We start from the raw sequence: 15,241 nt of genomic DNA, 5'->3' as shown, positions 1-15,241 counted from the left end.
ATCGCTCTATTCCACGCTCTTGGGCACAACGAAAAAGCCGTCTTCGCTGCTGGGCGCATTGGCCAGCACCTTGTCGCGAATCCCGCCATCATTGACGACATCCTCGCGCTGCGGCAGCGGGAATTTGACCGGTGTGGTCATCGGCTCGACGCCTTCGATATCGACCTCGTCGAGCTGTTTGATCCAGTCGAGAATCCCGTTCAACTCGCCCACCAGCGTGTCGATACGGTCTTTCGGTTCGGCAAGGCGTGCGAGCCGGGCAATGCGGCGCACATCATCAGCGGTGACGGACATGAAATCAGCTCCGGACAATCGAAGCAGCCTGAGTAGCAATACGCCTTCGCAGGTGCAAGAAAGCTTGACGGCAAACCGCACCGGGAGCATCTCGACGCCATGGCCCTGATTGATCTCTCCGACCTGCCGCAAGGCCCGATCCTTGCGCTCGATCCGGGCTCCAAGACGATTGGCGTCGCCGCATGCGGTGCCACGCGCGGTCTCGCCACCCCCGTGGAAACCATCGCGCGCACCAAATTCACTCACGACGCGGCGCGAATCTTCCAGCTCTATGACGAGCGCAAGGCCGTCGGCCTGGTGATTGGCCTGCCTTACAATATGGACGGCACAGAAGGCGCCCGCGCCCAGTCCTCACGCGCGCTGGCGCGCAATCTGCTGGGCCTGCGCGACATACCGATCCTCTTCCAGGACGAACGCCTCTCCACCTTCGAGGCGACCGAGGCGCTGATCTCGGCCGGCATGCGCCGTGACCGCCGCAAGCAAGTGATCGATGCCCATGCTGCCGCCAACATCTTGCGCAGCGTGCTCGACCGGCTGGAGCATCTATAGCCATGATCCTCAACGCCCTCTTTCCGATCTTCGGTGTCATCGCGATCGGCTGGCTGCTGCGCCGCTCCGGCCTGTTGCCGGACAATAGCTGGGGCCCGGTCTCGCGCCTGGCCTATCTCGGCCTGTCGCCGGCGCTCCTGTTCACCGCCATTGCCCGCGCCGACCTGTCCTCGATCACGCTCGGGCCTTTCCTGATCGCCGCCGTTCTCGGCTTCCTGGCGATGGCTGCCATCATGCTGGCGCTGAAACCGGCGCTGAAAATCCCGGACCCGACCTATACCAGCGTCTTCCAGGCGGTGTGCCGCTGGAACGGGATGCTGATCCTGGCGCTCGGCATCGCGCTGTTCGGCGACCAGGGCGAAATCCTCGTTGCGCTGGTGATGGTGGTCTCGATCCCGCTGGTGAATATGGAATGCGTCGCAGCCCTGGCGGTCTGGGGTGAAGGCGCGGCGCCCAACTGGCGCTCCATCCTCTATCGCATCGTCACCAACCCGCTGATTCTCGGCTCGGTCGCCGGCGGCGTCGTCAATCTGGCGCATGTGCCGGTGCCCGCCGCACTCATCGACACCCTCACCCTGATGGGCCAGGCCGCGCTGCCGCTGATCCTGCTCTCGGTCGGCGCCGGGCTCAACTTCACCACCCTGCGCGCCCGCCCGCGCCTGCTCGCCCTCTCCGTCTTCCTCAAACTGATGATCGGCCCGCTGGTCTTCTACGGTGTCGGCAAGGCGATGGGCCTGGACGGCATACCGCTGACCATCCTGCTGCTGACCGGGTCCTCGCCCGGGGCCGGCTCGGCCTATGTCCTCGCCCAGCAAATGGGCGGCGACGCCCCCTATTCCGCCGGCGACATCACAGCCTCGACGCTGTTCTGCTTCATCACCATTCCGTTCTGGCTGTGGCTGCTGGGCTGAAGGCCAGGCACAACGCCCTTCCTTCTCCGTGAGGAGAAGGTGGCACGGAGTGCCGGATGAGGCGGGCAAAATCACCGTGGGCGATTGGCGGGAGCGGGCTAGTCCTGAGGCGTATCCATCGCCCGCCTCACCCGCCCTTCGGGCACCCTCTCCTCGCGGAGAGGGAAAGCTCACCGCGATTCATGGAAAGCGCAGCGCCCTTCCTTCTCCGCGAGGAGAAGGTGCCCCGGACCTGATCCGGGGCGGATGAGGCGGGCAAGATCACCGTGGGCGATTGGCGGCGTGGTGCCAGTCTTGCGATGTAGCGCCAACCCGCCTCACCCGCCCTTCGGGCACCCTCTCCTCACGGAGAGGGAAGTTGGGGACTATCTTGTCGTCGACACGCCCCATTCCTCTTGCCCGGCGCCCGGACCCTGCCCTGAAAGTCTTGCCGGGATCGGGCCTGAGTGGATTTACGCGGTCAAGGGCCGCTTTGCGGCCGCGCGCGGCTCCGCCCTTGACCGCGCAAATCCACTCAGGCAGGCGGCTTGCAAGAGTTTCAGGGATAGCTCCGCCGCTGGTGCGAGCGATCATTTTTGTGTATATAGTGTGTAACCGCATACACGGAACCCGCCATGAACGAAACCTTCTACGCCCTCATCCACGCCGATGAAGCCGGCCATTACGGTCTCTCTTTCCCCGATGCGCCGGGCGTCATTGCAGCGGGCACCAGCGTCGAAGACGCCATTGCCGCGGGTCGTAAGGCGCTGCGCTCCAATTTCAACGCCCTGGAAGACGAGGGCCTGCCGCTGCCCCGCCCCCGCTCGCTCGACACCCTGCTCGCCGATCCCGATTTTCGCACCGACCGTAGCGATGCGCTGGCAGTCATCGCCCTCGCCCCGGCCCCCAGGACCGGACGCTCGATCCGCATCAATATCAGCATCGACGAATTCGCCCTGGAACGCATAGACGAGCTCGCACGGCGGAAGGGGCTGACGCGGTCGAGATTGCTGGTGGAGGGGGCTTTGGGGTCGGGGTGACTGGCGCCAACCCTCACAAGCGCAGCGCCCTTCCTTCTCCGTGAGGAGAAGGTGCCCCGGACTTGATCCGGGGCGGATGAGGCGGGCAAAGTCACCGTGGGCGATTAACGGGGACGGTGCCAGCCCTGAGGCGTATCCATTACCCGCCTCACCCGCCCTTCGGGCACCCTCTCCTCACGGAGAGGGAAAACTCACCGCGACTCATGGAAAGCCCAACGCCCTTCCTTCTCCGTGAGGAGAAGGTGCCCCGGACTTGATCCGGGGCGGATGAGGCGGGCAAAATCACCGTGGGCGATTAACGGGGACGGTGCCAGCCCTGAGGCGTATCCATTACCCGCCTCACCCGCCCGGATCCGGGGGGCACCCTCTCCTCACGGAGAGGGACGTGCCCCCCCTTGCCACCACGCCGCTCGCCGCCTATACCGCGCCGACCCCTGCACCGGGTCGCTTTCAAGCGGGAGGCGGGATGAGCCGCGCGGAATTTTCCTACGATTTCCCCCACCGTCACCTCTTATCGGTGGCTGACCTCAATCCTGTTGATATCGCGATCATTTTTGAGCGCGCTGAAGCTTTTCTCAAGCGCAACCGGACGCCGGACAAAGCCTCGGACGAGCTGCGCGGGCTGACCGTGCTCAACCTGTTTTTCGAGGCCTCGACTCGCACCCAGGGCAGTTTCGAGATGGCGGGCAAGCGGCTCGGGGCCGATGTGGTGAATTTCGCCATGGCCTCATCCTCGGCATCGAAGGGCGAGAGCCTCAGCGATACAGCGCGCACCCTGGCGGCGATGCGGCCGGACATTCTCGTCGTGCGCCATCCGGCGACCGGGGCGCCAAAATTCCTCGCCGATGCGACCGGTCTGGCCGTGATCAATGCCGGCGACGGCATGCATGAACACCCGACCCAGGCCCTGCTCGACAGTTTCACCCTGGCCCAGCGTTGGGGCTCGGTCGGCGGACGGCGGATATTGCTCGTCGGCGATATCCTGCATTCGCGCGTCGCGCGCTCCAATATCGGCCTGCTGAACATTCTCGGCGCCGAGATTCGCCTGTGTGCACCGCCCACCCTTTTGCCGACCGATGTCGATCAATGGGGCGTCGATGTGTTCCATGATCTCGACGCGGCGCTGACCGGCTGTGATGCGGTGATGGCGCTGCGGCAGCAAAAGGAGCGCATGACCGGTGGTTTCGTGCCGTCGGAGCGTGAATTCTTCCATCTGTTCGGGCTGACCCATGAACGCCTTGAGGTCGCCTCGCCGGATGTACTGGTGATGCATCCCGGGCCGATGAATCGCGGGGTGGAAATCCATACCCGCCTCGCCGACGACCCGGAGGTCAGCGTCATTCTCGACCAGGTCGAGAGCGGCGTTGCCGTGCGCATGGCGATGCTGGAACTGATCGGCGCCAATATCCGAAAAGGATATGGATCATGATGTTTGCCATCATCAATGCCCGCCTGGTCGATCCGGCCAGTGATTATGACGGCCCCGGCGGCGTCGTGGTCGAGGATGGCGCCATCCTCGAGGCCGGCCCGGATATCGATATCGATGCCTGCGACGAGGTCATCGACGCGCGTGGCCGCATCCTGGCGCCGGCGCTGGTCGATCTGCGCGCCGCCAAGGAACCGGGCCTCACCCCCGATGGCGAGACGCTGACCTCGCTCGCCGCCGCCGCCGCGCGCGGCGGTGTCGGCACGGTGATGCTGGCGCCCAATGCCCGCACGCCCAATGACAGCCCGGACAGTCTGGCCTCGCTGGTGCGCTCTTTCGGCGATCACGGCGTGCGCTTCCTGGCGACCGGCGCGGCGACGGCCGGGCTGGCCGGTGAGCAGATGGCCGAGATCGGCCTGCTGGCGCGTTGCGGTGCGGTGATGATCGGCAATGGCGACCGGCCGATTGCCGACAGCCGTGTCATGCGGCGTGTGCTCGCCTATTCCAGCCAGTTTGATTTCTGGCTCGCCTCGCGCCCGGCCGATGCCGAGCTCTCCGCCGGCACGGTGGCGCTGGAGAGCGACTGGTCGGCGCGGATGGGCCTGCCGTCCGAGCCGGCGATCTCCGAACGCATCGCCATCGAGCGCGATGCCAGCCTGGCCGAGCTTTCCGGCGGCAAGCTGCTGGTTGACCGGCTCTCGACCGAGGCCGGGCTCGATGCCCTGCGCCATGTCCGGGTCCGCGATACCGAAATCGCCGCAACGGTCGCCGTCGCGCACCTCACCCTCAACGAGACCGATGCCGGCGATCTCGACTCGGCCTTCCGCATGGATCCGCCGCTGCGCTCGGAAACGGATCGCCGCGCCCTGGTCGAGGCCGTCGCCAATGGCGAGATCAATGCCGTCGTCTCCGATCACCGCCCGACACCCTTCGACGACAAGGGCGAGCCCTTCGCGCTGGCGATTGCCGGCACATTGAGCCTCGAGACAATGCTCGGCGCCATGCTCGGCCTGGTGCATGACGGCCAGCTTGAACTGATCGACGCCCTGCGGGTTTTGACCTGCGGCCCCGCCGACCTGCTAGGCCTGCCCCAGGGCCGCATCAAGCCAGGCGCACCGGCCGATCTCATCCTGATCGACGGCGATATCCCCTGGGTCGTCGATGCGGACGCCCTCGCCTCGCCGCGCGCCAATTGTGCCTGGTCGGGACGCCGTTTCCAGGGGCGGGTCTTGCAAAGCTTCGTTGGCGGGACCAATATACACAACCATGACGGGTAGACGATGATGGATGCGCTTTACTATCTGATCGCGGCGCTGGGCGGCTATCTGCTCGGCTCCATCCCGTTTGGCCTCGTGATCACCAGGCTGGCCGGGCTCGGTGATATCCGCGCCATCGGTTCGGGCAATATCGGCGCCACCAATGTGCTGCGCACCGGCCGCAAGGACCTGGCGCTCGCGACCCTGCTGCTCGATGCCGGCAAGGCCGGGATTGCCGCCGCGATCTTCGGTTATTTTCTCGGCACCACAGCCGGCCTGATCGCCGGCGCCGCCGCCTTTGCCGGGCATTGCTTCCCGGTCTGGCTCAATTTCAAGGGCGGCAAGGGTGTCGCGACCTTCGTCGGCACGGTGCTGGTCGTGTCCTGGCCGGTCGGGCTGACGGTGATCGCGGCCTGGCTGATCACGGCGGCGATTTTCCGCATCTCCTCGCTCGGCGCCCTGGTCGCAGCCCTGGCGGCACCGGTCGCAGCACTGGTGATCGGCCGTCCCGATGTCGCGATCATGACCGGGCTGCTCGCCGTTCTGATCTACTGGCTGCACCGGGCGAATATCGGCCGCATCCTCAAGGGCGAGGAGCCGCGCATCGGCGGCAAGAAGACAGCGCCCGCCGAAGATGACCCGGCGTCACACCCGTAGCAAACAGCGACACACCAAAAGACCATTAAAGGCACACCAGGGATAGATCGGGGCAAGACGAAAGCGGGGCAGAAACGGAGGGGCCGTGAGACCGGCAGAGCTGAGCTTTACCGAGCGTTGTGACTGGTTGCGCCTGGCAAGAACGCCGCGCATCGGCCCGGTCGGCTTTGCCAGATTGCTCGCCCGTTTCGGCGATGCCGAAACCGCTCTCGACGCCCTGCCAGGCCTCGCCCGCACCCGTGGTGCGCCGCGCCCCGACATCCCGCCCCGCACCGCCGCCGAAGCCGAACTCGACGCCATAGACCGCGCCGGCGCGCGCCTGCTGGCCAGTTGCGAAGCGGATTATCCCCACGCCCTCGCCTGCATCCCCGCCGCACCGCCGGTCATCCTCGTCAAGGGAGAGCTGGCACTGGCGGCAAAGCCCTGCTGTGCCATGGTCGGCGCGCGCAATGCCTCGGCCGCCGGCCTGCGCTTCGCGCGCGAGCTCGCCCATGGGCTTGGCAGCGCCGGGGTCACCATCGTCTCCGGACTGGCGCGCGGCATTGATGGCGCCGCCCATGGCGGAGCGCTCGAGACCGGCACCATCGCCGTCCTCGCCGGCGGGCTGGATTACATCTATCCCCCCGAGCATTACGAACTGCACCATGCCATCGCGCAGCAGGGCCTGCTGGTCTCGGAAGTGCCGCTGGGCACCTTGCCGACTGCGCGCGATTTCCCGCGCCGCAACCGGCTGATCTCCGGCCTGTCGCTGGGCGTGCTGGTGGTCGAGGCGGCGGTGAAGTCGGGCTCACTGATCACGGCACGCTTTGCCGGGGAACAGGGGCGCGAGGTGATGGCGGTGCCAGGCTCGCCGCTCGACCCACGCGCCCGCGGCGGCAATCAATTGCTGCGCGACGGGGCGCATCTGATCGAGAGCGTCGAGGATGTCGTCGCGATCCTGGAGAACACACCGGCTATCGAGGCCGAAAACCCGCCTGCCGCCAACGGGCTGGAGGACGACCCGCTCGATTATATCGACTGGCCCGGTCTCGACAGCGAACCAACAGCTGCGGATGAGGCCCGGCCACCGGCCAGCACGCCCAGGCCGGAAGATCCGGCCGAGCGCATCCGGGCGCTGCTCTCGCCGACCCCGATCTCGGCCGACGAGTTATCGCGCCAGGCAAGGCTGCCGGTCGGTGAAATCCGGGCGATTGTGCTGGAACTGGAAATGGCCGGCGAGATCGACCTTCTGCCGGGCGGGCTGGTTCAGATGTCGGGATCGTCCTGAAGCATCATCGAGCCCTCGAGTTCGACCATCAGGGCAGCGACCTCGATCAGACTGCTGCAGCGCCCCAGACCGGCGCGCAGGGCCCGCTCGCTGACTTCACGCAGATCCAGTGCGATCCGGTGAAGCGCGGGATCGGGAGCCCCGGCAAGGCGCGGGCGCCGGCCAAACAGGTCACGCTGGGTAGCCCGGCTCCGGCGGCGGTGCGCAATGGCTGTCGTCTTCTCAGGCTTCATCGCCCCCGGCTCCAAGGTTCGGACACCTGCATACAACCTTTTCGTGCCGTGAGCAAATTCGCCCGCTATAATTCCGGACAAGCTAGTCCCCGAGGGCGGCGAGCAGGAGATCGCGGGCCTCCTGGACCTGGCGCGCCAGGGCCGCCGAACCGCCGCCGGTGTCGGGATGCAGCTTCTTCATCAGATTGCGGTGCGCCTGGCGGATTTCCTCGCGCGTCGCATCGGGGCCGACCGAGAGGATTTCGCGCGCTTCCGAGAGTGTCATGCCGCCACCGGACGACGGCGGGCCGCCCTGCTGCCGCGAACCGGCCTGGCCGGGTGCATTGACGGCGATCCCCAGCATGCCAAGGCCGAACAGGCCGATCGGGATGCCCAGCGGCATGGCGCCGCGCAGGGTCAGCAGTACGCCAGCGACAACGGCGCCGCCACCGAGCAGGATGCGCACCATGCGTGATGCGCGGGCGGTCTTCTGCCGGGAGAACCACCAGGCAGCGCCCAGAAAGCCTGCAAGGGCGAGAAATCCGAGGAAAAATGCCGCCATATCAGAAGGGGATGGATTGTCCCTCGAGCCCGGATAATTTGAGAACGATGAGAAGGTCGCGCAATTCCTGGCGGGCCGCAACATGGCTCATCGTGAAAGGAAGGGTCGAACCGCTCTCGGTGAGATCGAGCAGGGTCAGCCCCAGCGGGAAGAGTTCGCGATAGATCACCCGTTCGGCAAAGCCCGGCGCCAGCCGGAAGCCGATCCGCTGGGACAACATTTTGAGGCCTTCGCCGACGCGCCGCTTGTTGCGCGCATCGAGCATGGAGACGCGGTTGCGCATCACGACCCAGTCGATCGAGCGCCGCTCCAGCGCCGCCTTGCGCTTGCGGCATTCCCAAACCATCTCGCTGTACACGCTCGGCCGGCCGACCTGGAACGTGTCCGGGTCGATCTCGGCGAGCAGATCGAAATCGACAAAACTGTCATTGACCGGCGTCACGATGGTGTCGGCGGACGAATGCGCCAGGCGCGAATACAGCGTGTCGGCGCCAGGCGCATCGATGATGATGAAATCGGTGCGGGCCTTGAGATCCCCCAGCGCATTGGAGAAGCGCTCGGTCTCTTCCATCTCGACAATGTCCAGATCACGCTGGGCACTCGGCGCCAGGGCGATTTCCGCCGCGCGGGGCAGTTGGACGCCATGCTTCTCGCACCAGGCGTTTCGATTGCCGAGATAGCGCGAAAAACTGCGCTGGCGCAGATCGAGATCGAGCGCGCCGACCCGCTTGCCCATCCGCATCAGCGCCACGGCCAGATGCATGGCAACAGTGGATTTGCCCGCCCCGCCCTTCTCATTGCCGACGACAATGACATGCGCCTCGGCGGCACCATCGCGCGGGCGGCCGATCGGACGGGAAGGGAGTTTGAAGGCTGGGTGTGTGCTCATGGTTCCGGCAATCTAGCCCGCGCGCCAGCGACGCGACACAAATTCAAGCAGGCCGGGCTGTCAGCGCGCTGCAGGCGGCACGAAATCAGTCATGGGCTGTCCGGCAAACTCGACAGGCATGCAATAGGCACCGGCCCGCTCGATCACCATACAGGCCTCCCGGGCCTCGGCCAGACTATCATAGGGCCCCGCCTCAAGCCGCAGGAAATCGCCGCGCCCCGGCAGGGTCACGGCCGCGAGCCGCGCCTCGCGGTCAGCCAGCACGGCCGGGAAACGCGCCTGCAGCTCGGCCCAGCCCGATACCGCATTGGCATGAATGCGGTAGGAGGCGAGATGGATGCCATGCCACAGGCTCGGCGCATCGAGCATCTCGGCCGGCGCTGGAGGCAGCATGCCGCCGCGGGCGCCGTCTCCAGCCACCGCCGGCCCCGGTGCCGGCCCGGCCAGGGCCTGCGCGAGGGCGCGCAGTTCCGGTGACACATCGGCCAGGCTTGCGGCGTCATGGCGGGCACGGCGATCAAGCTCGCGGGCCACCAGATCGGCAATCCGCGCGTCCTGGGTTTCAGCGACGGGCGGCAGCGCGGCGGCGGTCTGAGGTGCGGTGGCAGCCCCGGTCGTCGCGCAGCCGCCCAGCACGGAAGCGCCGGCCAGCAGGCTGATGAGAAGATGCGAAGTTTTCATGCCATGACATCTAGACCGAGTCGGGCCGCTTGCCTCCCTCATCGCTTATGATTATGCCGTGGCGATCAGATTTCCGGTGCCACCATGCTCAACCTGCAAATCCCGTCCGCCACAACCGTTTCCTCGCTGCGCGCCCGCGTTCGCAGCTGGCGCGATGAGGGGCTGAGCGTCGGCTTCGTGCCCACCATGGGCGCCCTGCATGCCGGGCATCTCGCCCTGGTCCAGCTGGCCAAGGCCCAATGCGACCGGGTGGTGGCGAGCATTTATGTCAATCCGGCCCAATTCGCGCCCGGTGAGGATTTCGAGGCCTATCCGCGTACGGTGATCGAGGATTCGCAGCACCTGGCCGAGGCGCATTGCGATCTGATCTATCTGCCAACCAATGACGTGATCTACCCGCAAGGCTTTGCCACCAGCATTGCCGTCGCCGGTCCTGCCGAGGGACTGGAAAGCGCCGCGCGGCCGCATTTCTTCAACGGGGTCGCCACCGTCGTCGCCAAACTGCTCAACCAGGTCCGCCCCGATGTCGCGGTGTTCGGCGAGAAGGATTACCAGCAATTGCTGGTCATCCGGCGACTTGTCCGCGATCTCGACCTCGGCGTCGACATCATCGCCGGTGAAACCGTGCGCGAGCGCGACGGGCTCGCCCTGTCCTCGCGCAATGCCTATCTGTCGGCATCCGATCGCCAGCGAGCCGGCCAGCTCAACCGGATTCTCCGGCAATTCGCCGCCGATATGGCGGCCGGGCAGAGCGTGGCACAGGCCCGCCAGACGGCGCTGGCGGCCTGCGAGGCCGGCTTCGATGCGGTCGATTATGTCGAGGCGCGCTGCGCCGACACACTGGCACCGCTCGGCGATGACGCGCTGGCGGTTCCGGCCCGGGTGCTGGCGGCGGTGCGGCTGGGCTCGACCCGGCTGATCGACAATTGTGCAGCCCTGCCTTCCTGACGCCGGAATTGGCGCTAAGCTGACCTCTGGTTTGAAGTCTGGACACTGCGATATGAAACCGACCCTCTCCCTGGCCGCACTGGCCTGGCTGACCCTGCCACTGATTGCCTGCGGCCAGCCGGCGGCCCCGGAGACCGAACGGGCGGAAATCGTGCGGCCACAAACCGTGCAGCCCGAAATCGTCGCCACCTATCCCCACGACAGTGCCGCTTTCACCCAGGGCCTGTTCATCCATGACGGCGCGATGTTCGAGAGCACCGGCCAGGTCGGTGAATCCAGCCTGCGCCGTGTCGAGCTACAGAGCGGGCATGTGCTGCAACAGGTCAATATCAACCCGCCGATCTTTGGCGAGGGCAGCACAAGGATCGGCGATGAGATTTTCATGGTCAGCTGGGTTTCCGGCGCCGGAATGGTGTTCGATGCCGCCACCTTCGAACTGATCGACCAGTTCGCCTATCCCGGCGAAGGCTGGGGCCTGACCACGGATGGCAACCAGCTGATCCTCTCGGACGGGTCGCCGCAATTGCGTCTGCTTGATCCAGAAACGCTGGAACTGACCGGCACGATCGACGTCACCCTCAATGGCCGTCCCGTGCGGCGCATCAATGAGCTGGAATGGGTCAATGGCGAGATCTGGGCCAATATCTGGCAGACCAGCATGATCGTCCGCATTGACCCGGAAACCGGCCGGGTCACCGGCCTTATCGACCTGGGCGCGCTGCTGCCGGCCGGGGTGGCCGACCCGCGTGATGCGGTCGCCAATGGCATTGCCGTCAATCACGAGACCGGCCAGATCTATGTCACCGGCAAGCTGTGGCCGGTGCTGTACGAGATCCGCCTGCCCGGCGACGGCGATTAGGCGCTACCAGGCGCCGATTTCCATCAGCCGGGCCCGCAGCTCGTCAGAAAGCCCTTCCCCGCCCTCACCGGGCGCCGAGAGATCGCGGGGTGCATCTTCGGGCTTGAGATAGCGCCAACCCTGGAAGGGGCGCTTTGGTGATGGCGCTGTGCGGATCAGTTCCGGCGCCATGATGATGGCGCAACGCTTGATGCCGTCCTCGCTCTGGATCTGTTCCAGTGCGATGATTTCCGAGCGGCATTGCACGGCGCCATTGATGACCCAGTAGAGCGAGCCGCCGGCCTCGATCTCGTCCTTGCGCGTCGGCATCATCCGCGTCACATGCGCAATAACCTCCGGCTCGCCGGCGGCGCGGCGGGCAAGGATTTCCTGCGTCCGCCAGGATTCGAGTTGCTCGATTTCCTTCACGCCGACACAGAGCTTGATGAGATGCATGACCATGGTCAGGAGTTAGGGCGAATCCCGGTCGCGGTCAAAGCTGCCGAACGGGCCAGCCTCACACGGGCTGGCGATCGACAAAGCCCTGCGGTGCCGCCAGATCAATATCGAACGTCTTGGCGCTCTTGGGCAAATCGACCTGCGGCGCCCCGAAGACCTTGATCTTCAGCTTCACCATTGCGGCCAGGGCCAGCTTGGCGAGCGCCCCCACTCCGCCCGTCGCCGTCGAGCGCGGCGTCCAGCCGAACTGGCGCCGCAGGATCCCGTTGGCATACAGAACGGCGTTCTGGCGCCGCGATTGCTGGGTGGAGATCTCGAATGGCACCGAAACATTGATGCCCGACTGGTTCTCGATCCGGTGCGGCCCGTGCAGCGGCCAGTTGATCGCCATGCCCGGATGCAGGTCGATGGTGAAGGCAGCCTTGTCCCAGGCCGGATCGAAAGCGATATCCTCGGTCTTGTCCTGATGCAGCACGCCTTCGACATCATCGCGATTGAGGTAGGGCAGCCGCGGCGGATAGGTGCGGAAGCGCTTCACGCCGCGCATGTGCCAGAGCATGGTCTCCGACACGTCCGAGTGCAGGAAGACCTGGGCTGCGGGCGAGGAAATCAGGATGCCGGCCTCGGCGACCAGCGGTCGGAAGCCCGGATTGGCGCGCTTCATGTCGGCCAGCATGGCGTCGAAGATCGGCCGGTATTGCGCATCCAGATCCATCGCATGGCGCAAATTGAGCCAGAGCCTGCCCTTGCGCACCGCCTCGATCAGCTCCATCCCGCTCAGCGCGCCCGGATCGCCGGCGCGCCAGCTGTCATGATCGGTGGCGTCATCGCCCATGGTGCAGAAATCGATCAGCTCGCGCGGATGCCGCTCGATCAGGGCCGCCAGTGCCATGTCGGAAAACAGGTGGTGTTCGTGATAATTATGACGAACGACGGCCGGCTCGCGGCGGAATTTCTGCCGCGCCTCGACTGACCAATTGCTGCTGAAACGCTCCATGAAAGTGTCACGCATTGAACCGGCTCCCTGTGCTCTCCCCTGGGATGAGCAGGAATGGTGCCAGCTTCGCGTCAGGCGGGAATTCAGTCCGTTTTGGCGTCCAACTCCTGCAACAGGACGAGAATATCACCCTCGGCGACCTGGGCGCCGGCCTCGACCCGCATCTCTGCGATCGTGCCTTCACGCGGCGCCGCGAGCGCATGTTCCATCTTCATCGCCTCAAGCACGACCAGCGCCTGGCCGCGCTCCACACTGTCGCCAGCGGCGACATTGACCGCCAGCACCTTGCCCGGCATCGGAGCCTTGATCGTATCGCCCGCTTCCAGGGCATCGACCGCTGCGTCAGGATGAGACAGGGCGAACAGGCTGGTGCAGCCGCGTGACGAAACGAGACAGCCCTGATCGAGCCGTTCAAACCGGGCGATCACGGTCTCGCCATCGGCTTCGGCCTGGAACAGGTAGCCTTCATCAAGCGCCTCGACCTCGAGCCCGTCCAACTCCTGGCGCTCACCATCGGCGACAACCGTCAGACAGTCGCCCTCGATCTCCAGCGCGACATCGATTTGCGCCCCGTCGACTTCGAAGCGGTGGCGGATCTGCGGCGCCGCATTCATGCGCCAGCCATCGGCAACGTCGAAGGGATCGGACAGATCGGCCAGCAGCGGCGTCAGGTCGAGCGCACCGAGCACGGCAAAGCCGGCATCAACCAGGCTGATCGCCGGCGGCACCAGCGTGTCGATATGGGTCTCGATGAAGCCGGTATTGAGGCGCTCGGCGAGAAAATCCGGATGCAGGACGGCGCGGCGCAGGAAGCCGGCATTGGTCTTGACCGGCCACACGACGAGCTCGTCGAGCATCACCGCAAGCCGCGACGCCGCGTCCTGGCGGGTCTCGCCATGGGCGATGAGCTTGGCGATCATCGGGTCATAATGCAGCGAGACTTCCCCGCCCTGCTCGACGCCGGTCTCGACACGCGCCTCGGCATCGTCTTCGGGCAGATCGAGCCGGTGCAGCGCACCGATCGACGGCAGGAAGCCATTGACCGGGTCCTCGGCATAGAGCCGCGCCTCGATCGCATGACCGTGCAGGCCAATCATGTCCTGTTCCGGCACCGAACCACCGGCGGCCACATTCAGCTGCAGCTCGACCAGATCGAGGCCCGTGACCATTTCCGTGACCGGGTGCTCGACCTGCAGCCGTGTATTCATCTCCATGAAGAAGAAACCGTCCTCGCGCAGCGCGCCGGAACCATCGACGATGAACTCCACCGTGCCGGCGCCGACATAATCGACGGCCCTGGCGGCATTGATCGCGGCGGAGCACATCGCGGTGCGCACGGCCGGCGTCATCCCCGGTGCCGGCGCTTCCTCGATCACTTTCTGGTGGCGGCGCTGCAGGGAACAGTCGCGCTCATACATGTGCACGACACGGCCGCGGCTGTCGCCGAAGACCTGGACCTCGATATGGCGCGGATTGGTGATGAATTTCTCGATCAGCACGCGATCATCACCAAAGCTCTTGGACGCTTCACGCTTGCAGCTTTCCAGACCGGCAAGGAAATCGCGCTCATGCTCGACCTTGCGCATGCCCTTGCCGCCGCCGCCGGCGACAGCCTTGATCAGCACCGGATAGCCGATGGCGCCGGCGGCATCCTTGAGCAATTCGGGATCCTGGTTCTCGCCGTGATAGCCCGGTGTCACCGGCACGCCGGCCTCTTCCATCAGCGCCTTGGCACGGTCCTTCAGCCCCATCGCCCGAATCGACTCCGCCGACGGGCCGACAAAGATGATGCCGTTCTCGCTACAGGTTTCGGCAAAGGCGGCATTCTCCGACAGGAAACCATAGCCGGGATGGATCGCATCGGCGCGGCACTGGACCGCCGCCGCGATAATCCTGTCGGCACGCAGATAGCTCTCCGCCGCCGGTGCCGGTCCGATCAGCACCGCGTCATCGGCCATGCGTACATGCAGGGCCTCGGCATCGGCCTCGGAATAGACCGCGACGCAGCGAATGCCCATCCGCTGGGCGGTGCGCATGATACGGCAGGCGATCTCGCCGCGATTGGCTATCAGGAGGGTCTTGATCATGGCGTGTCCGGCTCGGGTTTCGCTTCCTCTCGCCGGTATCGCACAGCCCGATCCCGGAGGAAATGACCGATGCTGATTTGCGCCTCGCGGCCCGCGCCCGCAGCACTCGACGCTTGGCCTCCGGCGGCTCCTGCCGCTAGGCTCGCCCGTGAGGCGATGGAGCCGGCCTCGCAGCATGATCGCTGCCGG

17 protein-coding genes are annotated in these 15,241 nt (G+C 65.9%); 9 read left to right on the top strand and 8 right to left on the bottom strand.

Features of this window, described 5'->3' with window-relative positions; translation table 11 throughout:
- Positions 1–6: 6 nt before the first annotated feature.
- A complete protein-coding gene (gene gatC, locus ACN0YL_RS06980; RefSeq protein WP_339741698.1) occupies positions 7–294 on the bottom strand; it encodes an Asp-tRNA(Asn)/Glu-tRNA(Gln) amidotransferase subunit GatC in 288 nt (95 codons plus the stop codon).
- 99 nt (positions 295–393) lie between these two features.
- On the opposite strand from gatC, the gene ruvX reads away from it, so the two are divergent.
- The 7 genes from ruvX (at position 394) to dprA (ending at position 7,379) form a co-directional block, all read left to right on the top strand.
- Complete coding sequence (gene ruvX, locus ACN0YL_RS06975) at positions 394–843, top strand: Holliday junction resolvase RuvX (RefSeq protein WP_417497485.1); 450 nt, start codon at positions 394–396, stop codon at positions 841–843.
- A gap of 2 nt (positions 844–845) precedes the next feature.
- Positions 846–1,754 carry an AEC family transporter gene (locus ACN0YL_RS06970; protein ID WP_417497484.1) on the top strand — a complete coding sequence of 303 codons (909 nt, stop codon included), beginning with the start codon at positions 846–848 and terminating at the stop codon, positions 1,752–1,754.
- 614 nt (positions 1,755–2,368) lie between these two features.
- On the top strand, positions 2,369–2,773 hold the full coding sequence (locus ACN0YL_RS06965) for a type II toxin-antitoxin system HicB family antitoxin (RefSeq protein ID WP_417497483.1): 405 nt from the start codon (positions 2,369–2,371) through the stop codon (positions 2,771–2,773).
- A gap of 466 nt (positions 2,774–3,239) precedes the next feature.
- Positions 3,240–4,202: an aspartate carbamoyltransferase catalytic subunit gene (locus ACN0YL_RS06960; protein ID WP_417497482.1), complete on the top strand. Its 963-nt coding sequence runs from the start codon at positions 3,240–3,242 to the stop codon at positions 4,200–4,202.
- Positions 4,199–5,476 carry an amidohydrolase family protein gene (locus ACN0YL_RS06955; RefSeq protein WP_417497481.1) on the top strand — a complete coding sequence of 426 codons (1,278 nt, stop codon included), beginning with the start codon at positions 4,199–4,201 and terminating at the stop codon, positions 5,474–5,476. The genes ACN0YL_RS06960 and ACN0YL_RS06955 overlap by 4 nt, the downstream gene beginning before the upstream one ends.
- Positions 5,477–5,479: 3 nt before the next feature.
- Entirely contained in the window at positions 5,480–6,112 is a 633-nt protein-coding gene (gene plsY / locus ACN0YL_RS06950) for a glycerol-3-phosphate 1-O-acyltransferase PlsY (RefSeq protein WP_417497480.1), read from the top strand.
- Between the two features lie 85 nt (positions 6,113–6,197).
- A complete protein-coding gene (gene dprA / locus ACN0YL_RS06945; protein WP_417497479.1) occupies positions 6,198–7,379 on the top strand; it encodes a DNA-processing protein DprA in 1,182 nt (393 codons plus the stop codon).
- Here the strand turns inward: dprA and ACN0YL_RS06940 are convergent.
- From ACN0YL_RS06940 to ACN0YL_RS06925, 4 genes are all read right to left on the bottom strand, one after another.
- Complete coding sequence (locus ACN0YL_RS06940; RefSeq protein WP_417470376.1) at positions 7,358–7,612, bottom strand: hypothetical protein; 255 nt, start codon at positions 7,610–7,612, stop codon at positions 7,358–7,360. The two genes, dprA and ACN0YL_RS06940, sit on opposite strands and share 22 nt — an antisense overlap.
- 82 nt (positions 7,613–7,694) lie before the next feature.
- Positions 7,695–8,153 carry a DnaJ domain-containing protein gene (locus tag ACN0YL_RS06935; protein ID WP_417497478.1) on the bottom strand — a complete coding sequence of 153 codons (459 nt, stop codon included), beginning with the start codon at positions 8,151–8,153 and terminating at the stop codon, positions 7,695–7,697.
- A gap of 1 nt (position 8,154) precedes the next feature.
- Positions 8,155–9,042: a division plane positioning ATPase MipZ gene (locus ACN0YL_RS06930; protein WP_417492814.1), complete on the bottom strand. Its 888-nt coding sequence runs from the start codon at positions 9,040–9,042 to the stop codon at positions 8,155–8,157.
- A 60-nt stretch (positions 9,043–9,102) separates the two neighbouring features.
- Entirely contained in the window at positions 9,103–9,723 is a 621-nt protein-coding gene (locus ACN0YL_RS06925) for a hypothetical protein (protein WP_417497477.1), read from the bottom strand.
- A gap of 84 nt (positions 9,724–9,807) precedes the next feature.
- Here ACN0YL_RS06925 and panC point away from each other — a divergent pair, with 84 nt between their 5' ends.
- On the top strand, positions 9,808–10,671 hold the full coding sequence (panC, locus tag ACN0YL_RS06920) for a pantoate--beta-alanine ligase (RefSeq protein ID WP_417497476.1): 864 nt from the start codon (positions 9,808–9,810) through the stop codon (positions 10,669–10,671).
- Between the two features lie 52 nt (positions 10,672–10,723).
- Positions 10,724–11,530, top strand: coding sequence for a glutaminyl-peptide cyclotransferase (locus tag ACN0YL_RS06915; RefSeq protein ID WP_417497475.1), 807 nt, complete (start codon positions 10,724–10,726; stop codon positions 11,528–11,530).
- A 3-nt stretch (positions 11,531–11,533) separates the two neighbouring features.
- Here the strand turns inward: ACN0YL_RS06915 and ACN0YL_RS06910 are convergent, their stop codons facing one another.
- The 3 genes from ACN0YL_RS06910 to ACN0YL_RS06900 form a co-directional block, all read right to left on the bottom strand.
- Positions 11,534–11,971 carry a DUF1489 family protein gene (locus ACN0YL_RS06910; RefSeq protein WP_417497474.1) on the bottom strand — a complete coding sequence of 146 codons (438 nt, stop codon included), beginning with the start codon at positions 11,969–11,971 and terminating at the stop codon, positions 11,534–11,536.
- Between the two features lie 55 nt (positions 11,972–12,026).
- Positions 12,027–12,980 (bottom strand): hypothetical protein, encoded by a 954-nt coding sequence (locus tag ACN0YL_RS06905; protein ID WP_417497473.1) that lies wholly within the window; start codon positions 12,978–12,980, stop codon positions 12,027–12,029.
- 68 nt (positions 12,981–13,048) lie between these two features.
- Positions 13,049–15,052, bottom strand: a complete 2,004-nt coding sequence (locus tag ACN0YL_RS06900) for an acetyl/propionyl/methylcrotonyl-CoA carboxylase subunit alpha (protein ID WP_417497472.1) — start codon at positions 15,050–15,052, stop codon at positions 13,049–13,051.
- Positions 15,053–15,241 lie beyond the last annotated feature (189 nt).

Source organism: Maricaulis sp. (assembly GCF_048269565.1).
Taxonomy (GTDB): domain Bacteria; phylum Pseudomonadota; class Alphaproteobacteria; order Caulobacterales; family Maricaulaceae; genus Maricaulis.
Note: the sequence above shows the minus strand (reverse complement) of the source record. Positions and strands in the feature narration are given on the sequence as shown.

Bases quoted from the DNA above. Each gene is read 5' to 3' on its own strand.
- gatC (WP_339741698.1), bottom strand. From the start codon at position 294: ATGTCCGTCACCGCTGATGATGTGCGCCGCATTGCCCGGCTCGCACGC.
- ruvX (WP_417497485.1), top strand. From the start codon at position 394: ATGGCCCTGATTGATCTCTCCGACCTGCCGCAAGGCCCGATCCTTGCG.
- ACN0YL_RS06970 (WP_417497484.1), top strand. From the start codon at position 846: ATGATCCTCAACGCCCTCTTTCCGATCTTCGGTGTCATCGCGATCGGC.
- ACN0YL_RS06965 (WP_417497483.1), top strand. From the start codon at position 2,369: ATGAACGAAACCTTCTACGCCCTCATCCACGCCGATGAAGCCGGCCAT.
- ACN0YL_RS06960 (WP_417497482.1), top strand. From the start codon at position 3,240: ATGAGCCGCGCGGAATTTTCCTACGATTTCCCCCACCGTCACCTCTTA.
- ACN0YL_RS06955 (WP_417497481.1), top strand. From the start codon at position 4,199: ATGATGTTTGCCATCATCAATGCCCGCCTGGTCGATCCGGCCAGTGAT.
- plsY (WP_417497480.1), top strand. From the start codon at position 5,480: ATGATGGATGCGCTTTACTATCTGATCGCGGCGCTGGGCGGCTATCTG.
- ACN0YL_RS06940 (WP_417470376.1), bottom strand. From the start codon at position 7,612: ATGAAGCCTGAGAAGACGACAGCCATTGCGCACCGCCGCCGGAGCCGG.
- ACN0YL_RS06935 (WP_417497478.1), bottom strand. From the start codon at position 8,153: ATGGCGGCATTTTTCCTCGGATTTCTCGCCCTTGCAGGCTTTCTGGGC.
- ACN0YL_RS06930 (WP_417492814.1), bottom strand. From the start codon at position 9,042: ATGAGCACACACCCAGCCTTCAAACTCCCTTCCCGTCCGATCGGCCGC.
- ACN0YL_RS06925 (WP_417497477.1), bottom strand. From the start codon at position 9,723: ATGAAAACTTCGCATCTTCTCATCAGCCTGCTGGCCGGCGCTTCCGTG.
- panC (WP_417497476.1), top strand. From the start codon at position 9,808: ATGCTCAACCTGCAAATCCCGTCCGCCACAACCGTTTCCTCGCTGCGC.
- ACN0YL_RS06915 (WP_417497475.1), top strand. From the start codon at position 10,724: ATGAAACCGACCCTCTCCCTGGCCGCACTGGCCTGGCTGACCCTGCCA.
- ACN0YL_RS06910 (WP_417497474.1), bottom strand. From the start codon at position 11,971: ATGGTCATGCATCTCATCAAGCTCTGTGTCGGCGTGAAGGAAATCGAG.
- ACN0YL_RS06905 (WP_417497473.1), bottom strand. From the start codon at position 12,980: ATGCGTGACACTTTCATGGAGCGTTTCAGCAGCAATTGGTCAGTCGAG.
- ACN0YL_RS06900 (WP_417497472.1), bottom strand. From the start codon at position 15,052: ATGATCAAGACCCTCCTGATAGCCAATCGCGGCGAGATCGCCTGCCGT.